This window comes from Streptomyces sp. 840.1 (assembly GCF_003751445.1).
Classification (GTDB): domain Bacteria; phylum Actinomycetota; class Actinomycetes; order Streptomycetales; family Streptomycetaceae; genus Streptomyces.
This window is the reverse complement of record NZ_RJUU01000001.1, coordinates 3,536,658-3,553,018: the sequence shown is the minus strand read 5'-3', so window position 1 is coordinate 3,553,018 and position 16,361 is coordinate 3,536,658. Positions and strand designations below refer to the sequence as shown.

At 69.6% G+C, this 16,361-nt stretch carries 15 protein-coding genes; 6 read left to right on the top strand and 9 right to left on the bottom strand.

Annotated elements, in window-relative coordinates:
• Window positions 1-228 precede the first annotated feature (228 nt).
• A complete protein-coding gene (locus tag EDD93_RS16230) occupies window positions 229-1,353 on the bottom strand; it encodes an ROK family transcriptional regulator (protein WP_123525817.1) in 1,125 nt (374 codons plus the stop codon).
• A 56-nt stretch (window positions 1,354-1,409) separates the two neighbouring features.
• On the opposite strand from EDD93_RS16230, the gene EDD93_RS16225 reads away from it, so the two are divergent.
• Together EDD93_RS16225 and EDD93_RS16220 are read left to right on the top strand one after the other, a co-directional pair.
• On the top strand, window positions 1,410-2,555 hold the full coding sequence (locus EDD93_RS16225) for a Gfo/Idh/MocA family oxidoreductase (RefSeq protein WP_123525816.1): 1,146 nt from the start codon (window positions 1,410-1,412) through the stop codon (window positions 2,553-2,555).
• A complete protein-coding gene (locus EDD93_RS16220) occupies window positions 2,552-3,031 on the top strand; it encodes a heme-degrading domain-containing protein (protein ID WP_123525815.1) in 480 nt (159 codons plus the stop codon). The genes EDD93_RS16225 and EDD93_RS16220 overlap by 4 nt, the downstream gene beginning before the upstream one ends.
• A gap of 117 nt (window positions 3,032-3,148) precedes the next feature.
• On the opposite strand, the gene EDD93_RS16215 is transcribed toward EDD93_RS16220, so the two are convergent.
• From EDD93_RS16215 to EDD93_RS16190, 6 genes are all read right to left on the bottom strand, one after another.
• Entirely contained in the window at window positions 3,149-4,009 is an 861-nt protein-coding gene (locus EDD93_RS16215; RefSeq protein WP_123525814.1) for a fumarylacetoacetate hydrolase family protein, read from the bottom strand.
• Between the two features lie 135 nt (window positions 4,010-4,144).
• The gene (locus EDD93_RS16210; protein WP_123525813.1) at window positions 4,145-4,915 is read right to left on the bottom strand and encodes a YidC/Oxa1 family membrane protein insertase; all 771 of its coding nucleotides are present in this window, start codon (window positions 4,913-4,915) and stop codon (window positions 4,145-4,147) included.
• Between the two features lie 127 nt (window positions 4,916-5,042).
• Window positions 5,043-5,378 carry a DUF6412 domain-containing protein gene (locus EDD93_RS16205; RefSeq protein ID WP_123525812.1) on the bottom strand — a complete coding sequence of 112 codons (336 nt, stop codon included), beginning with the start codon at window positions 5,376-5,378 and terminating at the stop codon, window positions 5,043-5,045.
• Window positions 5,379-5,520: 142 nt separating this feature from the next.
• Window positions 5,521-7,035 carry a sodium:solute symporter gene (locus EDD93_RS16200; protein WP_123525811.1) on the bottom strand — a complete coding sequence of 505 codons (1,515 nt, stop codon included), beginning with the start codon at window positions 7,033-7,035 and terminating at the stop codon, window positions 5,521-5,523.
• Entirely contained in the window at window positions 7,032-7,190 is a 159-nt protein-coding gene (locus EDD93_RS16195; protein ID WP_078617706.1) for a DUF3311 domain-containing protein, read from the bottom strand. Before EDD93_RS16195 ends, EDD93_RS16200 begins: the two co-directional genes overlap by 4 nt.
• 103 nt (window positions 7,191-7,293) lie before the next feature.
• Window positions 7,294-8,100, bottom strand: coding sequence for a class E sortase (locus tag EDD93_RS16190; RefSeq protein WP_398903843.1), 807 nt, complete (start codon window positions 8,098-8,100; stop codon window positions 7,294-7,296).
• A 78-nt stretch (window positions 8,101-8,178) separates the two neighbouring features.
• Here EDD93_RS16190 and EDD93_RS16185 point away from each other — a divergent pair, with 78 nt between their 5' ends.
• Together EDD93_RS16185 and EDD93_RS16180 are read left to right on the top strand one after the other, a co-directional pair.
• Complete coding sequence (locus EDD93_RS16185; RefSeq protein ID WP_123525810.1) at window positions 8,179-9,183, top strand: SEC-C domain-containing protein; 1,005 nt, start codon at window positions 8,179-8,181, stop codon at window positions 9,181-9,183.
• A gap of 83 nt (window positions 9,184-9,266) precedes the next feature.
• The gene (locus EDD93_RS16180; RefSeq protein ID WP_123527806.1) at window positions 9,267-9,782 is read left to right on the top strand and encodes a GNAT family N-acetyltransferase; all 516 of its coding nucleotides are present in this window, start codon (window positions 9,267-9,269) and stop codon (window positions 9,780-9,782) included.
• A 26-nt stretch (window positions 9,783-9,808) separates the two neighbouring features.
• Here the strand turns inward: EDD93_RS16180 and EDD93_RS16175 are convergent, their stop codons facing one another.
• The gene (locus EDD93_RS16175) at window positions 9,809-11,308 is read right to left on the bottom strand and encodes a PLP-dependent aminotransferase family protein (protein WP_123525809.1); all 1,500 of its coding nucleotides are present in this window, start codon (window positions 11,306-11,308) and stop codon (window positions 9,809-9,811) included.
• Window positions 11,309-11,349: 41 nt separating this feature from the next.
• On the opposite strand from EDD93_RS16175, the gene EDD93_RS16170 reads away from it, so the two are divergent.
• Together EDD93_RS16170 and EDD93_RS16165 are read left to right on the top strand one after the other, a co-directional pair.
• On the top strand, window positions 11,350-12,210 hold the full coding sequence (locus EDD93_RS16170; RefSeq protein ID WP_123525808.1) for a methyltransferase domain-containing protein: 861 nt from the start codon (window positions 11,350-11,352) through the stop codon (window positions 12,208-12,210).
• A 146-nt stretch (window positions 12,211-12,356) separates the two neighbouring features.
• Window positions 12,357-15,500, top strand: coding sequence for a DUF3427 domain-containing protein (locus EDD93_RS16165; protein WP_123525807.1), 3,144 nt, complete (start codon window positions 12,357-12,359; stop codon window positions 15,498-15,500).
• A 17-nt stretch (window positions 15,501-15,517) separates the two neighbouring features.
• Here the strand turns inward: EDD93_RS16165 and EDD93_RS39400 are convergent, their stop codons facing one another.
• Complete coding sequence (locus tag EDD93_RS39400) at window positions 15,518-16,291, bottom strand: hypothetical protein (RefSeq protein ID WP_148083870.1); 774 nt, start codon at window positions 16,289-16,291, stop codon at window positions 15,518-15,520.
• Between the last annotated feature and the right edge of the window lie 70 nt (window positions 16,292-16,361).

The window sequence follows — 16,361 nt, the reverse complement described above, 5'->3', positions numbered from 1 at the left end:
CCGCCCGGCCGGCGGCGCGGAACCCCTCGATCAGCCGAGCCGCGACGCGGACACAGCCCGGGGCCGCTGCCCGTGCCTGTGCCCGTACCTGCGCCTGCGTCTATGCCCGTACCTGTACCTGTGTCTATGCCCGTACCTGTACCTGTACCTGTACCTGTACCTGCTCTTGCTGCCGCTCCTGCTCCTGCTCCTGCTCCTGCTCGGGCTGTGTCGCCGCGACCGCCTGGGTCAGGCGCCCCAGCCCCCGTCCCGGTCCGCGTCCTCGCCGCCCACGCGGCCGAACAGCGGGGCCAGGACCAGCTGCGCCGCCCCTTCGGCCACCGGCCGGTCGCCGCCGGCGGTGACGTCCACCGCCGGCCCCCCGCCCGCGCCCCCACGCCGGGCCCGCTCGTCGAGCACCGCGCGCACCCCGCGGACGTATGCGCCGGGGTCGGCCGCGACGGTGCGCCCGCCCAGCACCACCCGGTCGATGTCGAGCAGCGCGACCAGGTTCGCGGCGCCGGTGCCGAGCACCCGCGCGGCCTCGGCCACATCGCCCCGGGCCACCGCCGCCAGGCAGAGCGCCTCCAGGCAGCCGCGCCCGCCGCAGCCGCACCGGACCCCGTCCAGCTGCACGGTCTGATGGCCGAACTCACCGGCTCCGGTACGGGCCCCGCGGTGCAGCGCACCGCCGAGGACCAGTCCCGCGCCGAGCCCGGTCCCGAGGTGGAGGTAGGCGAAGTCGGCCGGCCCCGGCGTCTGGAGGGCGAGCCCGAGGGCGGCCGCGTTGGTGTCCTTGTCGATGGCGACGGGCAGCCCGGTCCGCCCGGCGAGCGCGTCCCCGAGCCGGTAGCCGTCCCACTGCGGGAATCCGGTGACGCGGTGCAGCACTCCGTCGCGGTGGTCGAGCGGCCCCGGCACCGCCGCGCCCACGCCGAGCACCGGCCGGGCCCCGTCGCCGCGCACCTCCGCCACCGCCACGGCGGCGGCCGCGACCACCTCGTCGGCCGGGGCGCCGAAGTCCAGCGGAGCCGTACGGCTGCTGACCACCGTGCCCGCGAGGTCGACGAGCACCACGGTCAGCCCGTCGCGGTCCAGGTGGAGCCCCACCGCGTGGCCGGCTTCCGGCACCAGCCGCAGCACGGTCCGGGGCTTGCCGCCCGTGGAGGCGCGGCGGCCCGCCTCGGCGGCCAGCCCCTCGGCCCGCAGCCGGGCGGTGATCTTGCTGACGGCCTGCGGGGTGAGCCCCGTCCGCTCGGCCAGTTCGATCCGGCTGATCCCGCGCTCGCCCGCGACCCGCAGCAGGTCCAGCACGAGCGCCGCGTTGTGGCCGCGCAGCGTCGGCAGATTGGCGCCGGTATTACTCCTGTTCACGGACCCATTGTCGCTGCCGCTTGCACTTTGGCAACAGCGTTGCCAAAGTGGAGTGCATGACTGCCCACGCGACTCACGAGACCTCCGGCCCGTCCGGGACCCCCCTGCGCGTCGGACTCGTCGGCTACGGCCTGGCGGGCTCCGTCTTCCACGCCCCGCTGATCGCCGCGACCGACGGCCTCGTCCTGGACACGGTCGTCACCTCGAACGAGGAGCGGCGCGAGCAGGCCCGCGCCGAATTCCCCGGCGTACGGTTCGCCGCCTCGCCGGACGAGTTGTGGCAGCGCGCGGACGAGCTCGATCTGATCGTGATCGCGTCACCGAACAAGACGCACGTGCCGATCGCCGCCGCCGCGATCAGGGCCGGTCTGCCGGTGGTCGTGGACAAGCCGATCGCCGGTTCGGCCGCCGAGGCCCGGGATCTGGCGGCGCTGGCCGAGGAGCACGGGGTGCTGCTCTCGGTCTTCCAGAACCGCCGCTGGGACAACGACTTCCTCACCCTGCGCTCGCTGATCGCGGACGGCGGGCTGGGCGAGGTGCAGCGCTTCGAGTCCCGCTTCGAGCGGTGGCGCCCGCAGCCGAAGGGCGGCTGGCGCGAGTCGGGCGACCCGCAGGAGATCGGCGGGCTGCTGTTCGACCTGGGCAGTCATGTCGTCGACCAGGCGCTGGTCCTGTTCGGCCCGGCGGTGCGGGTGTACGCGGAGTCGGACGTGCGCCGGCCGGGTGCGGCGGCCGACGACGACACGTTCCTGGCGATCACCCACGAGAGCGGGGTCCGCTCGCACCTGTACGTCAGCGCGACGACGGCCCAGCTCGGCCCGCGTTTCCGGGTGCTCGGCTCGGCCGCCGGCTATGTGAAGTACGGCCTCGACCCCCAGGAGGCCGCCCTGCGCGAGGGTGCCCGCCCCTCGAAGGGCGAACCGTGGGGCGAGGAGGCCGAGGAGCTGTGGGGCCGGCTCGGCTCGGGCGAGTCCCCGCTCACGGGCGGCGGCGCCCCGGTCCGTACCCGGCCGGGCGACTACCCCGCGTACTACGCGGCGGTCGTCGACGCGCTGCGCGGGAAGGGCGAGAACCCGGTGACCGCCCTGCAGGCCGCGGCCGCCCTGGACGTCCTGGAGGCCGCCCGCCGCTCGGCGCGCGACGGCGTTACGGTCACCCTGCCCACAACCCCCGCACCCGCCACCGAGGAGCAGTCCGCATGAACCCCACCGCTCCGACCATCTCCGAGCTGATCGCTCAGGAGCGCCGGCTGACGCTGCCGCATTTCGGCTACGACGACGCGTACGCGCTCGGCGGGCTGCTCGTCTCCCTGGCCCGGGAGCGGCACGCACCGGTGGCGATCGACATCCGGCGCGGCACGCAGCAGCTGTTCCACGCCGCACTGCCCGGTTCGAGTGCGGACAACGACGCCTGGATCGACCGCAAGCGCAGGGTCGTCGAGCGCTACGGAGAGAGCTCCTACCTGGTCGGGACCAGGTTCCGGGCCAAGGGGACGACGTTCGAGGACGCGTCGCGCCTGGACCTGGACCGGTACGCCGCGCACGGCGGCTCGTTCCCGATCTCGGTCGAGGGCGCGGGCGTCATCGGCTCGGTCACGGTCTCGGGCCTGCCCCAGGCGGAGGACCACGCGCTGGCGGTCGAGGCCCTGGAACAGTTCGCGACGATGATCGGCAACTGACACCCCGGTGACACACCGGAGGGGTGGTCCCTGTCACCAACAGGGCCCACCCCTCCGATCTTTACCGGTACGAATCAGGGTTACCAGGACGCACCCGGACCCTGAGCCCCCTCACCCCTACGCCCCCTTCAACTCCTGCCGCTGCCGCCCCAGCCCCTCGATCTCCAGCTCGACGACGTCTCCCGCCCGGAGGTACGGCTTCGGCTCGGGCTGCCCCATCGCCACGCCGGCCGGCGTGCCGGTGTTGATGACGTCGCCCGGGTACAGGGTCATGAAGTGGCTCAGGTAGCGCACGACCTCGCCGACCGGGAAGATCTGCTCGGCCGTCGTGCCGTCCTGCTTCAGCTCGCCGTTCACCCAGAGCTTCAGCGGCAGCGCCTGCGGGTCGGCCACCTCGTCGGCCGTCACCAGCCACGGCCCCAGCGGGTTGAACGTCTCGCAGTTCTTGCCCTTGTCCCAGGTGCCGCCGCGCTCGATCTGGAACTCGCGCTCGGAGACGTCGTGCGCGACCGCGTAGCCGGCGACGTGGGCGAGGCCCTCCTCGGCCGAGTCCAGGTACCGGGCGGTGCGGCCGATGACGACCGCGAGCTCGACCTCCCAGTCGGTCTTCACGCTGCCGCGCGGCACGAGCACGGTGTCCTCGGGCCCGACGACGGTGTCCGGCGCCTTGAAGAACAGGATCGGCTCCGCCGGTATCTGCGCGCCGGTCTCCGTGGCGTGGTCGTGGTAGTTCAGCCCGATGCACACGATCTTGCCGATCCGGGCGAGCGGCGGACCCACCCGCAGCTCCTCGGCGTCGAGCACCGGCAGCTCGCCGGGCGCGGCGGCGGCGGCCCGGACCCGGGCCAGCGCGTCCTCGTCGGCGAGCAGTGCGCTGTCGATGTCGGTGACGACTCCCGACAGGTCACGCAGGGTCCCGTCATCGTCCAGCAGTGCCGGACGTTCCGCGCCTGCCGTACCCACACGAAGCAACTTCAACGGTCTGTCTCCCTCGGTCGAGATCGGGCCCGTCGGATGGGTTGCGGCCATCGCAGGCTTGTCCGATCCTCCAAGACATCCGATCACTCCGCAAGACCCTGTTCACACACTGGACCGGCGCACTCACGTCTTCGATTACGCCGCGGTGGCCATGGCGGCACCGGCGGCCGGCATGTCGCGGTACAGGTAGGCCCGCTCGATCGCGGTCCAGGTGGTGCTGGTGACGACGTACAGCGCGGCGGCCAGCGGCACGAAGGCGACGGTGAAGAGGGTGAAGAAGGACATCAGCGGCATCACCTTGTTCATCGCACCCATGCCGGGTACCGGCTGTCCGTCCGGACCGGCGGCCGGGGTGACGGGGTTCGCGGCCATCTGCCGCTTCGTCCGCCCGTAGTTGAACGTGGCGACCGCGGCGACGATCACGAACAGCCCCACGTACACGATGCCCTGCGCCCCGAACATCCCGCCGTGCGCGATCGCGTCGTGCCAGCGCTCCCCGAGCGGGGCGCCGAACAGCTGGTGGCCGAGGAGTTCGTTCGCGTCGTCACCGATCTTCTGGCTGGAGAAGACGTGGTAGAGCAGGAAGAAGGCGGGCATCTGGAGCAGGCTGGGCAGGCAGCCGGAGAGCGGCGAGACCTTCTCCTCCTTGTGCAGCTCCATGATCGCCTTCTGCATCCGCTCGGGGTTCTTCTTGTGCTTCTTGCGCAGCTCGGCGATCTGCGGCTGGAGCCGGCGCTGCGCCTTCTGCCCCCGTGCCGCGGCGCGTGACAGAGGGTGCACGGCGAGCCGTACGAGCGCGGTGAACAGCACGATCGCGGCGGCGGTGGACGCGTTCTGGAAGAACGGGTCCAGCAGATCGGCGAAGGCGCCGACCAGGCTGGCGAAAGCGGACATCAGGGCGGACATGGATGAGCCCTCCGGGGGTCTCGTCGTGCCGGGAAGTGGATCAGCTTCGGCATGACGATCCGCGCGGGCGCCCGCATGCACGCACACGGCGTACGCACCTGGACGAAAGAGGCAGGAAGAGGGAGCCCTACGCGGCCGTCAGGAGGACACGGCCGGGAGCTCGGGGCCGCCTGCGCCCCTTGGCGTCGGGGTCTCGTTGCGGAAGGAACGCGGTGCGTTTCTCCCGGTCGCGCATGGCGGTACGGACCCTGGTCCGGGGCACCGGGACGGCGCAGCGAGCGCTGATCACCGAGCAGGCGACGAGCGCCGTACCGGCGGCCGCGGTGGCGGCGAGCGCGACGGCGGCGGAGAGGCTGCCGCCCTCCGCGAGCAGGACCTCGGTGAGGAAGAAGAGCAGCAGCCCGGCGGGACGGAGCAGCCGGGCGAGGCCACCGCGCATGCGGTTCATGGCACGTGCGCCCATGGGCCCTCCCCCTCTCGCGCTCCTGCGGCCGCATCGTAAAGCGGCACTTCAACCTTTAACCGTTATACACGATCGCTGTCGCCCGGCCCCATACCCGATACGTGGGACACCGGGCACCCGCTCCCCTCGCCGCCGCCCGGTCTCACGCCACCGCCGCCGGGGACACCGCCTCGTCGCTCTCGATCTCGTCGCGCGCCAGCACGTCCTCGTCCGGCCGTTCGTCGCGCTCGCGCGGGCCCGCGTACGTCACGGCCAGCGCGACGGCCAGGTTCGCGCCGAGGGCGACGATGCCGGCGTTCACGCCCCACACCGGATCGTTCTCCGTGAAGACGAACCCGCACACCACCGCCACCCCGACGGCCAGCCCGCTCATCGCCCCGAGCAGGGTGAGGCGTCGCCACATCAGCCCGAGCAGCACCATGGGGAGCAGCTGCGCCATCCCCTCGTACGAGATCAGCGAGAGCCGGACCAGGGTGTTCGGGGCCGTGTACGTGAGCAGCAGGGCCAGGCCGCCCGCGATGACGACGACCACCTGGGCCGCGCCCTTCTGCCGCTGTTCCCAGCGCGGCACGAGCGAGAGCACGCTGCGTCCCCACATCGTGCCGATGACCAGCATGAAGACGGCCATCGGCACGATCGAGGAGAGTGCGGCGGCGACGCCGATGACGCCGACCGACCAGGCCGGCAGCGAGTCCACGACCAGTTTGAAGAGGGCCAGGTTCGACTCGGCCCCGACCAGGCCCGGGACGACGAACAGGGCCGCCATGCCGAGCAGCATCGGGACGAACAGCAGGACGTTGTAGGCGGGCAGCCACATCGCGTTGCGGCGCAGCACGTCGGCGTTCCTCGCGCCGAGGTAGCCGGCGACGGTCGTCGGGAAGATCACGACGGTGAGGGAGTTGAGGAAGGAGGTGGTGATGAACCAGGCCTGCCCGAGGCCGCTGTCGCCGTGCCCGGGGAAGGTCAGCCACTCGCTCTTCTCGGTGACGAGGCGGTCGAGGAAGGGCCCGTAGCCGTCGAAGTAGTGCATCGGTACGTAGACGGCGAGGAAGCCGAGCGTGGCGATCACCATGACGTCCTTCAGCACCGACACCCACGCGCTGCCGCGCAGCCCGCTGACGACGACGAAGCCGGTGGTGACGGCGAAGGCGATGAAGTAGGCCCAGTTCAGGCTGATGGCACCGTAGGAGATGGTCGAGACGACGACGCCCATGCCGGTGATCTGGAGCTGGATGTAGGGGAGCAGGAAGACGGTCGCGAGGACGGCGACGAGCGCGCCGAGCCAGGGCCGGCCGAAGCGGTGCGCCACCATGTCGGTGATCCCGACGAGGCCGTGCTTGCGCGCGTAGGCCCAGAGCATCGGCCCGACGACGTAGCCGACGGCGTACCCGCAGGACATGTACGCCACCACGTACAGGACCGGCGCCCCGTAGTTGTAGCCCCAGCCCGCGGCGCCGAGGTAGCTGAAGCTGGTGTAGCCCTCGCCGGCCATCAGGACCCAGATGAAGACGGTGCCGAGGCTGCGCCCGCCCACCGACCATTCGGCGAGCCCGCCGCCCTCGCCCCGGCCGCGCCGCCCCCGCACGGCGAACAGTCCGAGGGCCACCGTGGCAACCATGAAGACCCCGAAGACGGAGGTCGCGACGGCGGCGTTCACCGGCGGTCCCCCCGCCGGGTCAGCCAGACGGCGACAGGGGTCAGGACGGTCGCCCCGAGCAGCCAGAAGAAGAGGAACGGCAGTCCGAGAACGACGGGACGGACCCGGTTCACGAACGGCAGCGCCCCCAGGTAGAGCACGTAGGGAACCAGCAACCACAGCAACTGCGGACGTCGTCTGAGCACGTCAGCGACCCTAGTGACACGGCCCGCCCCGGACACCATCGCCCCGGCGGCCCTCCCGGTATCCCCTCTCCCTCTACCTCCCCCGCACATCCGTCAGCTTCCCCCACACCACCAGCCGGTAGCGGGAGGTGAACTCGGGCGTGCACGTCGTCAACGTCACGTAGGACCCGGCGGCCCGGTACCCGACGTACGGCTTCACGTTGCTGCGCGGGACGGCGGCCACCACCCCGCCGTCCCCCGCACCGGTCTGCGGGAGCGTCTTGTCGACGGTGTACGTGTAGACGGTGTCCCGGGTCTCGACGGTGACGCGGTCGCCGCGGCGCAGCCGGTTGATGTAGCGGAACGGTTCGCCGTGGGTGTTGCGGTGGGCGGCGAGCGCGAAGTTCCCGGCGCCGCCGGGCTGCGCGGTGCCGGGGTAGTGGCCGACGTACCCCTTGTCCAGGACGCCGCTCCGGCTGATGCCCTGGGCGACGGGCGCGGTGAGGCCGATGCGAGGAATCCGGATGACGGCGTAGGCCTGGGACCGGCGGGGCGCGTCGGTGGCGGGGGCGGCGCCGCCCGGCCCGTCCTTCCCGTCCCCGGTGTTCCCGGTGTCCCCCGCGCCCCCCGTGTCCCCCGCAGACACGGCGGGGCTGTCCGGCGTGCCCGACGGGGCGGGCGCCGGGTCCGACCAGTCCCGCTGGAGGGCCTGCACGGTGTGCGCGGCGCCCGCGCGGGCCTGCCGGTTGGTCCACCACAGCTGATGGGCGACGAGCAGCAGCAGGACGACGCCGAGGGTGACCACCACTTCGGCGCTCGTCCACAGCCCGCGCACAGCGGCCCGCCGCCCCCGCGAGTTCCGCTGCACCACCACAGGTATCCGCTTGGCCACGGCCCGCACGATAGGGCCAAGCCCCGTAACTCTCCAGAGCCCGAACAACTCTCCGCCTCGCGGCCCTACCGCAGTACGGTGTGGTTCATGCGCCCCGACACGCCTGCCGACCACATCACCGAAGCCGAGCGCCTGCTGCGCACCGCGGCGCGGTATCCCGAGGACCACGAGCCGCTGCTCCTCCAGGCCGCAGCCCATCTGGAGCTGGCCGGTGAGCGCGCCCGCGCCACGACGCTCTACGACGAACTGCTCAGCGCACCCGGAACCGAGCACCCGCACCTGGTCAAGGCGCTCAACGCCGCCAACCTGTGGGAGTACGGCCACGAGGCCGAGGCCCGCGCGATCATCGACGGCATCCGCACGGCGGGCCCGCTGGAGGCGGCCCCCTGGGAGATCGCGGCGGAGACCCTGGAGGCCCACGACGAGCTGGAGGCGGCCCACGACTTCTTCTCCACGGCCCTCACCCTGCTCATCGCGCCGGGCGAGGAAGTCCCGTACGCCACGCAGTCGTTGCTGACCGGCCGCCACCGGGTCCGCCGGCTGATGGGGGTGCGGCACGACGCCTGGGACGAGCTGGCCGACACCCTGCACACGGCGGCCGTCCCGCTGGACGAGCTCCACGACCCGAAGCGGCTGTGGGCCCTGGGCTCCTCGGACCCGGGCGAGCTGCGCGCCGAGATCACCCGCCTTCGCGCCGAACTCGGCACCTACCGCACCGCGCTCTCCCGCCCCTTCCCGGTGGCGGTGCTGCACTGGCCGCAGGCCGAACTGGACGAGCTCCTCACCGCGTACCCGGGCCTGGGCAGCGAGTACGCCTCCCACCCGGACCACCTGGCCCGCCTGGAGGCGGCCCTGCGCGACCTCCATGCGACGGGCACCCCGAACCTCGGCATCGTGACGGGCACGGTCCCGTCGTACGAGGCGTTCGCCGCCTCCGAGGCCGCCTCCCCGGCCGACCCGGACCTGCTCCCCCAGTACGCCACCACCCTCGCCGCCCGGGGCCGCGCCGTCCCCTGGCCGCCGGCGCGGAGCGCTGCCTGCTGGTGCGGCACGGGCCGCCCGTACCGGGACTGCCACGGGGGCGCCCTGTAGCGCGGAATACCGGATGCCGGGGGGTGCCCGGCGTTGCGGAATACCGGATGCCGGGGCGGCGCCGGCCCCGGTACGGTCCCGCCATGCCCGAACTCCAACGGCTGCGCGCCGACCATGCCCCGGCCCTCCTCGCGTTCGAGCAGGAGAACCGCGCCTTCTTCGCCGCCTCGATACCCGACCGGGGCGACGACTACTTCGCCCGCTTCGCCGCCCGCCACGAGGCCCTGCTCACCGAGCAGGCGGCCGGCGTCTGCCACTTCCACCTCCTGGTGGCGGGCGACGGCGAGATCCTGGGCCGCTTCAACCTGGTCGACGCGGCGGACGGCTCGGCCGATCTGGGCTTCCGCCTGGCCGAGAAGGCCACGGGCCGAGGCCTGGCCACGGCGGCGGTCCACGACCTCTTCGCCCTGTGCACCGCCACGTACGCCCTGACCACGCTGCGGGCGGCGGCCACCGTCACCAACACCGCCTCCCGCTCAGTCCTGACCAGGACCGGCTTCGTCCGTACGGGCGAGGAGGTGCTGCTGAACGGGCGGCGGGGGCTGGCGTACGTACGGCGGCTGTCCGGCGAGCGGACCACTGACGCCGGCGCCCGGTAGCGCAACGGAACGGCGCACCGGCCCGTTCAGGACAGGCGCCGCAGGACCTCTCCGAGCACCGCCACGCCCTCGCTGATGGCGGCGGGCGTGCTCGCCGCGTAGCCGAGGACCACCCCGGGCCGTCGTGCGTCCTGGCTGTGCCATGAGAGCGGGTGGACCTTGACGCCGCGCGCGAGGGCGGCGGCGGCGAGCCCGGTGTCGTCGAACTCGGCGTCGAAGGTGATCATCAGGTGCAGGCCCGCTGCGGCCCCGTGCACGACCGCCTCCGGGAGATGGGTCCTGATCGCGTCGACCATGGCGTCCCGGCGGCGGCAGTGCCGGGTGCGCAGCAGCCGCAACTGGCGTTCCATCTGCCCCGACTCCATGAGCCGGGCCAGCACCTGCTGCGGCAGTGCGGCGTTGCCCAGGTCGGCGAACCGCTTGGCGTCGACGAGGGCGTCGCGGTACTTCGGCGGCGCCAGGACCCAGCCGATCCGCAGGGCGGGGGCGAGGAGCTTGGAAACGCTTCCGGCGTAGCAGACGTGGTGAGGGAGTACGGAGCGCAGGGCGGGGACCGGAGGCCGGTCGTAGCGGTGCTCGGCGTCGTAGTCGTCCTCGATGATCAGTCCGTCGCTCTCCGACGCCCAGGACATCAGCTCCCGGCGCCGTGCCCCGCTGAGCACCACACCGGTCGGGAACTGGTGCGCGGGGGTCAGCAGGACCGCTCGGGCGGCCAGGTCACGCAGTACGTCGATGCGCGCGCCCTGCGCGTCCACCGGCACCGGCGGGGTGTCCAGCCCCTGGTGGCGCAGGTGCTGCCGCGCCCCGAGCGACCCCGGGTCCTCCACGGCGACCGCCGGGATCCCGTCGTCGCGCAGCACCCGTCCGAGCAGGCTCAGGGTCTGTGCGGTGCCGGCGACGATGAGGATGCCGTCGGGGTCCGCCCTGATCGCGCGGTAGCGGGCGAGCCAGTTGGCGATGGCGTGCCGCAGCGCGGGGGTTCCGCGCGGGTCTCCGTAGCCGAGGCCGGACGTGGAGAGGCTCGCCAGTGCGGCACGCTCGGCGCGCATCCAGGCCGCTCGCGGAAACGCGGCGAGGTCCGGGGTGCCGGGCGACAGGTCGATCCGGGCGGGCGTCGCCCGCATCCGGTCGAAGATGTCCGGGCCGGGCAGTGCGGCGAACAGCCCGCCGGGCGAAGGAGCAGCGGCCGGTGCGGCCGAGGGCGCCTGGGCGGGCGCGGTGGGAGCGGTGGGCGCGGCGACGATGATCGTTCCGTTGCGCCCGTGTCCCGCCGCGTGCCCGTCCTCGATCAGCCGCTGGTACGCCTCCGTGACCACACCGCGCGACACCCGCAGCTCGCCGGCCAGCACGCGGGTGGCCGGCAGCTTGCTCCCGACCGGCAGCCTGCGGTCCTGGATCGCGAGCCTGAGCTGCTGGGCCAGCCAGGCGGACCGGCCGCCGGCCGGCGCGTCGAGGATGTTCAGCTGCAGGAAATCGGACCCGGCAACTATGGACCTGTCGACGGCGTCTCGATTGGACCTGTTCATCGGACCATAATCCCAGCAGGGTTTGGTGCATGAACAGAGCGATGTCATCTCCTTCCGCCGTCGCGACGGCCGACTACGTACACGGCTACTCCGAACGCGAGACGGCCCGGCTCGGCGACCAGGCGGACACCCTGGCGGCACTGCTGCACACGGGAACCGCCTATCCGGCCGGCAGCCGGGTCCTGGAGATGGGCTGCGGGGTCGGCGCCCAGACCGTCCACCTCGCCCGGTCCGGCCCGGGGGCCCGGATCACCGCCGTCGACCACAGCGCGGACTCCCTTGCGCAGGCCCGCGCCCGGATCGCGGCCCACGCACCGGAGGCGGACGTGGAGTGGTGCCACGCCGATCTGTTCGATCTCCCCTTCTCCCCGGCGGAGTTCGACCACGTCTTCGTCTGCTTCCTCCTGGAGCACCTCCCGGACCCCCGGCGGGCGCTGGCCGTACTGCGGCGCTTACTCCGCCCCGGCGGGACCATCACCGTGGTCGAAGGGGACCACGGCTCGGCCCTGTTCCACCCCGCCAGCGCCCACGCCCGCGCCGTGATCGACTGCCAGGTCCGACTGCAGTCGGCCGCCGGCGGAAACGCCCTGATCGGCCGCCAGTTGCACCCACTGCTGGCCAGGGCCGGATACGACGACATCGCGGTCCGCCCCCGCACGGTGTACGCCGACCGGTCCCGCCCGACGCTGGTCGACGGCTTCACCCGCAACACGTTCATCGCCATGGTCGAAGCCGTCCGCGACGAGGCACTGGCCGCCGGGCTCATGACCGAGGCCGACTGGGACCGGGGAATCACGGACCTGCACCGCACGGCCCTGGCCGAGGGGACCTTCCACTACACGTTCTTCAAGGCGGTCGCCGTGAACCGGGCCGACACGGGCCTGCCCGCGCCTGGCCGGTAGTCACGGCGCCACGTCCTGCCGGAGAGTCGGAGTTGTTCAGCGGGCAGGAAGTCTGGCCTGGGCAGCATGATCAGGATTTGTCAGACCTCCTTTGACCTCCTTGATACAACTGCGTAGATAGGTATGGCGATGAGGGGGGCTCGGTCATGTCCAGCCAAGCTGCGCGGGAAGCGGCACCAGTTGCCGGGCTGTACGAAACGTTGATCACCCGACGTCTCGAAGAGCGTATGAAACAGCTCGATGCCGCGGGCTGGCACGCCATCGACGAAGTGGTAGGGGGCGAGTCCACGTCTCACGTCCTCTCCCGCCACATCGCGAGCACAGTGCGCCGAGTGCTTCAGGGGCTCACACCGGCGGAGCAGGTACTCACCGCCAACCACATCCTGGAGTCGCTCAACACGCTGGAAGGCGCCTCCGAGTGGGTCGACCTGGTCGTCGAAGGGCCTCGACAGCTTCTCGCAGTCGCGGAACAGGAAGCTCCTGGCGTCTACGCCATCCGTCCCGCCACTCCGCTCTCTGAGACCGCGCTCATCACCAACTCACCCGAAGATCCAAGCTTGGGTTTCGAGCTACGGGCCGAACTGGCGACGGCGGACCGTGTGGACCTGCTGTGCGCCTTCGTGAAGTGGCACGGTCTGCGCGTACTGGAACAGTCGTTGATGTCCGCTCGGGACCGCGGCGTCCCTATCAGAGTTCTGACGACGACATATATCGGTGCCACAGAGCGTCGCGCGCTCGACCGGCTGGTTCGTGAGTTTGGCGCTGAAGTAAAGGTCAACTACGAGCTCCGCTCGACGCGCCTGCACGCCAAGGCATGGCTCTTTCGCCGCGAGAGCGGCTTCGACACCGCGTACGTCGGCAGCTCCAACCTGTCGAAGGCTGCGCTCCTCGACGGCCTCGAGTGGAACGTACGCCTGTCGTCGGTCGCGACCCCGTCGGTCCTTCGCAAGTTCGAGGCAACTTTCGACGCCTACTGGAGCGAGCGCTCCTTCGAGACGTACGACCCCGACAATGACGCACAGCGACTGGATGAAGCCCTCTCCCACGCCAGTGGGTCCTCCGGTCCGCAGGGGCGCAACATCATCACCCTCTCTGGCTTGGACGTCCGCCCATACCCCCACCAGCGCGACATGCTGGAACGTCTCGAAGTCGAGCGCACTGTCCACGGGCGGAATCGCAATCTGCTCGTCGCGGCCACCGGAACGGGCAAGACGGTGATGGCTGCCCTGGACTACAAGCACTTGCGGCAGAAACTCGGGCGGGACCCCCGGCTGCTCTTCGTGGCTCATCGCAAGGAGATCCTGGAACAGTCACTTCGCGTCTACCAGAACGTACTGGTCGATGCGAACTTCGGTGAGCTCTTCTACAGCGGCGAAGTACCAGCCGCTTGGAACCATGTCTTCGCGAGCGTCCAGTCGCTCAACGCGCGTGCTCTGGAGCGCCTCGCCCCGGACCACTTCGACGTCATCGTGATCGATGAGTTCCATCACGGCACGTCCCCGACCTATCGACGCATCGTGGACCACTTCACCCCGCAAGAACTACTCGGTCTCACTGCCACCCCCGAGCGGATGGACGGGCTGAATGTTCAGGATGAGTTCTTTGACGGCCGAATCGCAGCAGAGATGCGGCTCTGGGAGGCACTTGAGAACGAGCTCCTGAGCCCGTTCCACTACTTCGGCATCACAGACAACACCGATATGAGCGCGGTCACTTGGAAACGGGGCGCGTACGACGTTGGCGCGCTCAGCAATCTCTTCACGGGAAACGACGCGCGCGCCCGCCTCGTCGTCAAGGCCGTAATGGACAAGGTTACTGACCCTGGAGCGATGCGAGCTCTGGGATTTTGCGTCTCGGTCTCGCATGCACAGTTCATGGCCGACTACTTCCAACGCGCAGGCCTCAACGCCGTAGCCCTGTCCGGTGAATCTCCCACCCATGAGCGGAAGGCTGCGCTCGACGATCTTCGCGCCGGCGCCCTTCACATCATTTTCTCCGTCGACCTGTTCAACGAAGGCCTCGATATCCCTGATGTCGACACCCTGCTCCTCCTCCGCCCCACCTCAAGTGCCACCGTCTTCCTCCAGCAGTTGGGGCGCGGTCTCCGCCGGACTGAGGGCAAGGCAGTCCTCACCGTCCTCGATTTCATTGGCCAACACCGCAAGGAATTTCGCTTCGAGGAGCAGTTCCGCGCCCTCACCAATCTGACGCGAAACCGCCTGCTGTCAAATATCGAGCAGGACTTTCCCCAACTGCCCTCTGGCTGTCAGATCATCCTTGAGTCCAAAGCAAAGTCTCTGATCATCGACAACATCCGCAACCAGATCAGTGTCAACGTCACCCAGCTCGCTCGCGAGGTAGCCGCGTATGCGGAGCCTCGGCTTGCGGACTATCTCAGGGAGAGCGGTCGAGAGCTCAAGGAGCTCTACCGCGGCAACGGAAACTCATGGACGGGCCTTCTCCGCCGAGCCAGACTCCTCGATCCGACAGGGCCTGACGGCGAGGTAGCACTTCTGAAGCGGGTATCCGCGTTCCTCCACGTCGATGACCCGAGTCGCGTCTCCGCCTACAGCAAGCTGCTCAGCGACGTCGCCCCCACGTACGACCAACTGACAGCCCAGGAACAGCTGTACGCCCGAATGTTCTTCTTCTCCCTCTGGCCCCTGGGAGGCGATTTCACAAGCTACCAGGAGGGCTTCGACACCCTCCGGGCTCAAACCGCTTTCCGAGACGAGCTGCGCCAGGTCCTGGCCCACGCTCTCGACCTGGCTGACCACCTACCGGTCCCTCTCCTCGGCGCGCACGCTGGCTTGCCCCTGTCCGTGCACGCCTCATACAGCCGAGAAGAAATCCTCCCCGCTCTGGGCCAGTCCACCGTGGACAGCTTCATGCCAGGACACTTCCGCGAGGGCGTGAAGTGGTGCGAGAACATCCAAACGGACGCGCTTCTCATCACCCTGGAAAAGGATGAGAAGGACTTCTCCCCCGAGACCCGCTACAAGGACTACGCCTTGAACGAGTCCCGGTTCCACTGGGAGTCACAGAACCAGACATCGGAGACATCACCAACAGGCATCCGCTACCAGGCCCACAAGGAGAATGGCACCCACGTTCTCCTTTTTGTGCGACGCTACAAGAAGACGGACATCGGAGGCCCGCAACCCTGGATGCTGCTGGGTCCCGCTGAATACGTCGAGCACAAGGGCAGCAAGCCGATGGCAATCACCTGGCTACTGGCAAACGAAATGCCGGCAGATGTCCAAACATACTCCGCAATCGCGGCTGGCTAACAGGCCACCAAACAATCCTAGTTATCCTGAACATCTTGCACCACGGCGGCAATCTCCCTCACGAGATTGCCGCCGGTCTCGATCGACTCCTGCACAACTGGCACACCTGCATTAAATGCGAGACAAGCAGCGACCAGGGAAACGCAGGCGCTTTTCCACTTTCCCGCACTAGAAGGATCCCTATGCGCCACCACTCCACTCGCCTGAACAAGCGAACCAATGACTCGGCTCGTTTCACCCGAGACTCTCGCCTCACCAAACAGATCAACATGCTCAATCAGCCAAATCACATGCCTTAGCTGAGAAACCAACTGTCCCTTCAGGGGTTCACCAATAGTCGCTTCATCCAAACCTAGGATCAATTCGATCCACTCTTCACACTGTCGCGATATGCCATCCAGTCCGCTACCAGACGGGGCATCACCAGAACCCCTGAGACTAGTAGAAATAATGTCGGCAGCAGATTCGAGATGATCAAGAATATCCAAGGAAGCGACGTTGGTAGCCGCCCGCCCGTTGTCGGCCCAATTGACCTTTGGCTGAATCACGGCGTTCCACCAGGCCGGCACATATCTCATGAAACGCTCACGGGATCGCTCCGGAAGAGCTTGCAGTTGCTGGACCGTGAGAGACAATAGGTTAACTACTTCCGCATGCCTCTTGCTGAACTCTATCGAACCCAATTCCGCCTCAAGCGCCACTGCCCAACCTTCAGAATATTGACTCTGTCCAGAATTACGAACTTGAGTCAAAATTGAATGGAGATGGTGTGGGGCAGTGCTCTGGTTCATGAAGTCCACCAATGTCCGTCCGTCTCAAGGGGCCGTTTGCAACCCGAGTCAATGAAAACCTAGCACCCAC

Coding starts and splice junctions, on each gene's coding strand:
- EDD93_RS16225 (WP_123525816.1), top strand. CDS start 1,410: ATGACTGCCCACGCGACTCACGAGACCTCCGGCCCGTCCGGGACCCCC.
- EDD93_RS16220 (WP_123525815.1), top strand. CDS start 2,552: ATGAACCCCACCGCTCCGACCATCTCCGAGCTGATCGCTCAGGAGCGC.
- EDD93_RS16210 (WP_123525813.1), bottom strand. CDS start 4,915: ATGTCCGCCCTGATGTCCGCTTTCGCCAGCCTGGTCGGCGCCTTCGCC.
- EDD93_RS16205 (WP_123525812.1), bottom strand. CDS start 5,378: ATGGGCGCACGTGCCATGAACCGCATGCGCGGTGGCCTCGCCCGGCTG.
- EDD93_RS16185 (WP_123525810.1), top strand. CDS start 8,179: ATGCGCCCCGACACGCCTGCCGACCACATCACCGAAGCCGAGCGCCTG.
- EDD93_RS16180 (WP_123527806.1), top strand. CDS start 9,267: ATGCCCGAACTCCAACGGCTGCGCGCCGACCATGCCCCGGCCCTCCTC.
- EDD93_RS16175 (WP_123525809.1), bottom strand. CDS start 11,308: ATGAACAGGTCCAATCGAGACGCCGTCGACAGGTCCATAGTTGCCGGG.
- EDD93_RS16170 (WP_123525808.1), top strand. CDS start 11,350: ATGTCATCTCCTTCCGCCGTCGCGACGGCCGACTACGTACACGGCTAC.
- EDD93_RS16165 (WP_123525807.1), top strand. CDS start 12,357: ATGTCCAGCCAAGCTGCGCGGGAAGCGGCACCAGTTGCCGGGCTGTAC.
- EDD93_RS39400 (WP_148083870.1), bottom strand. CDS start 16,291: ATGAACCAGAGCACTGCCCCACACCATCTCCATTCAATTTTGACTCAA.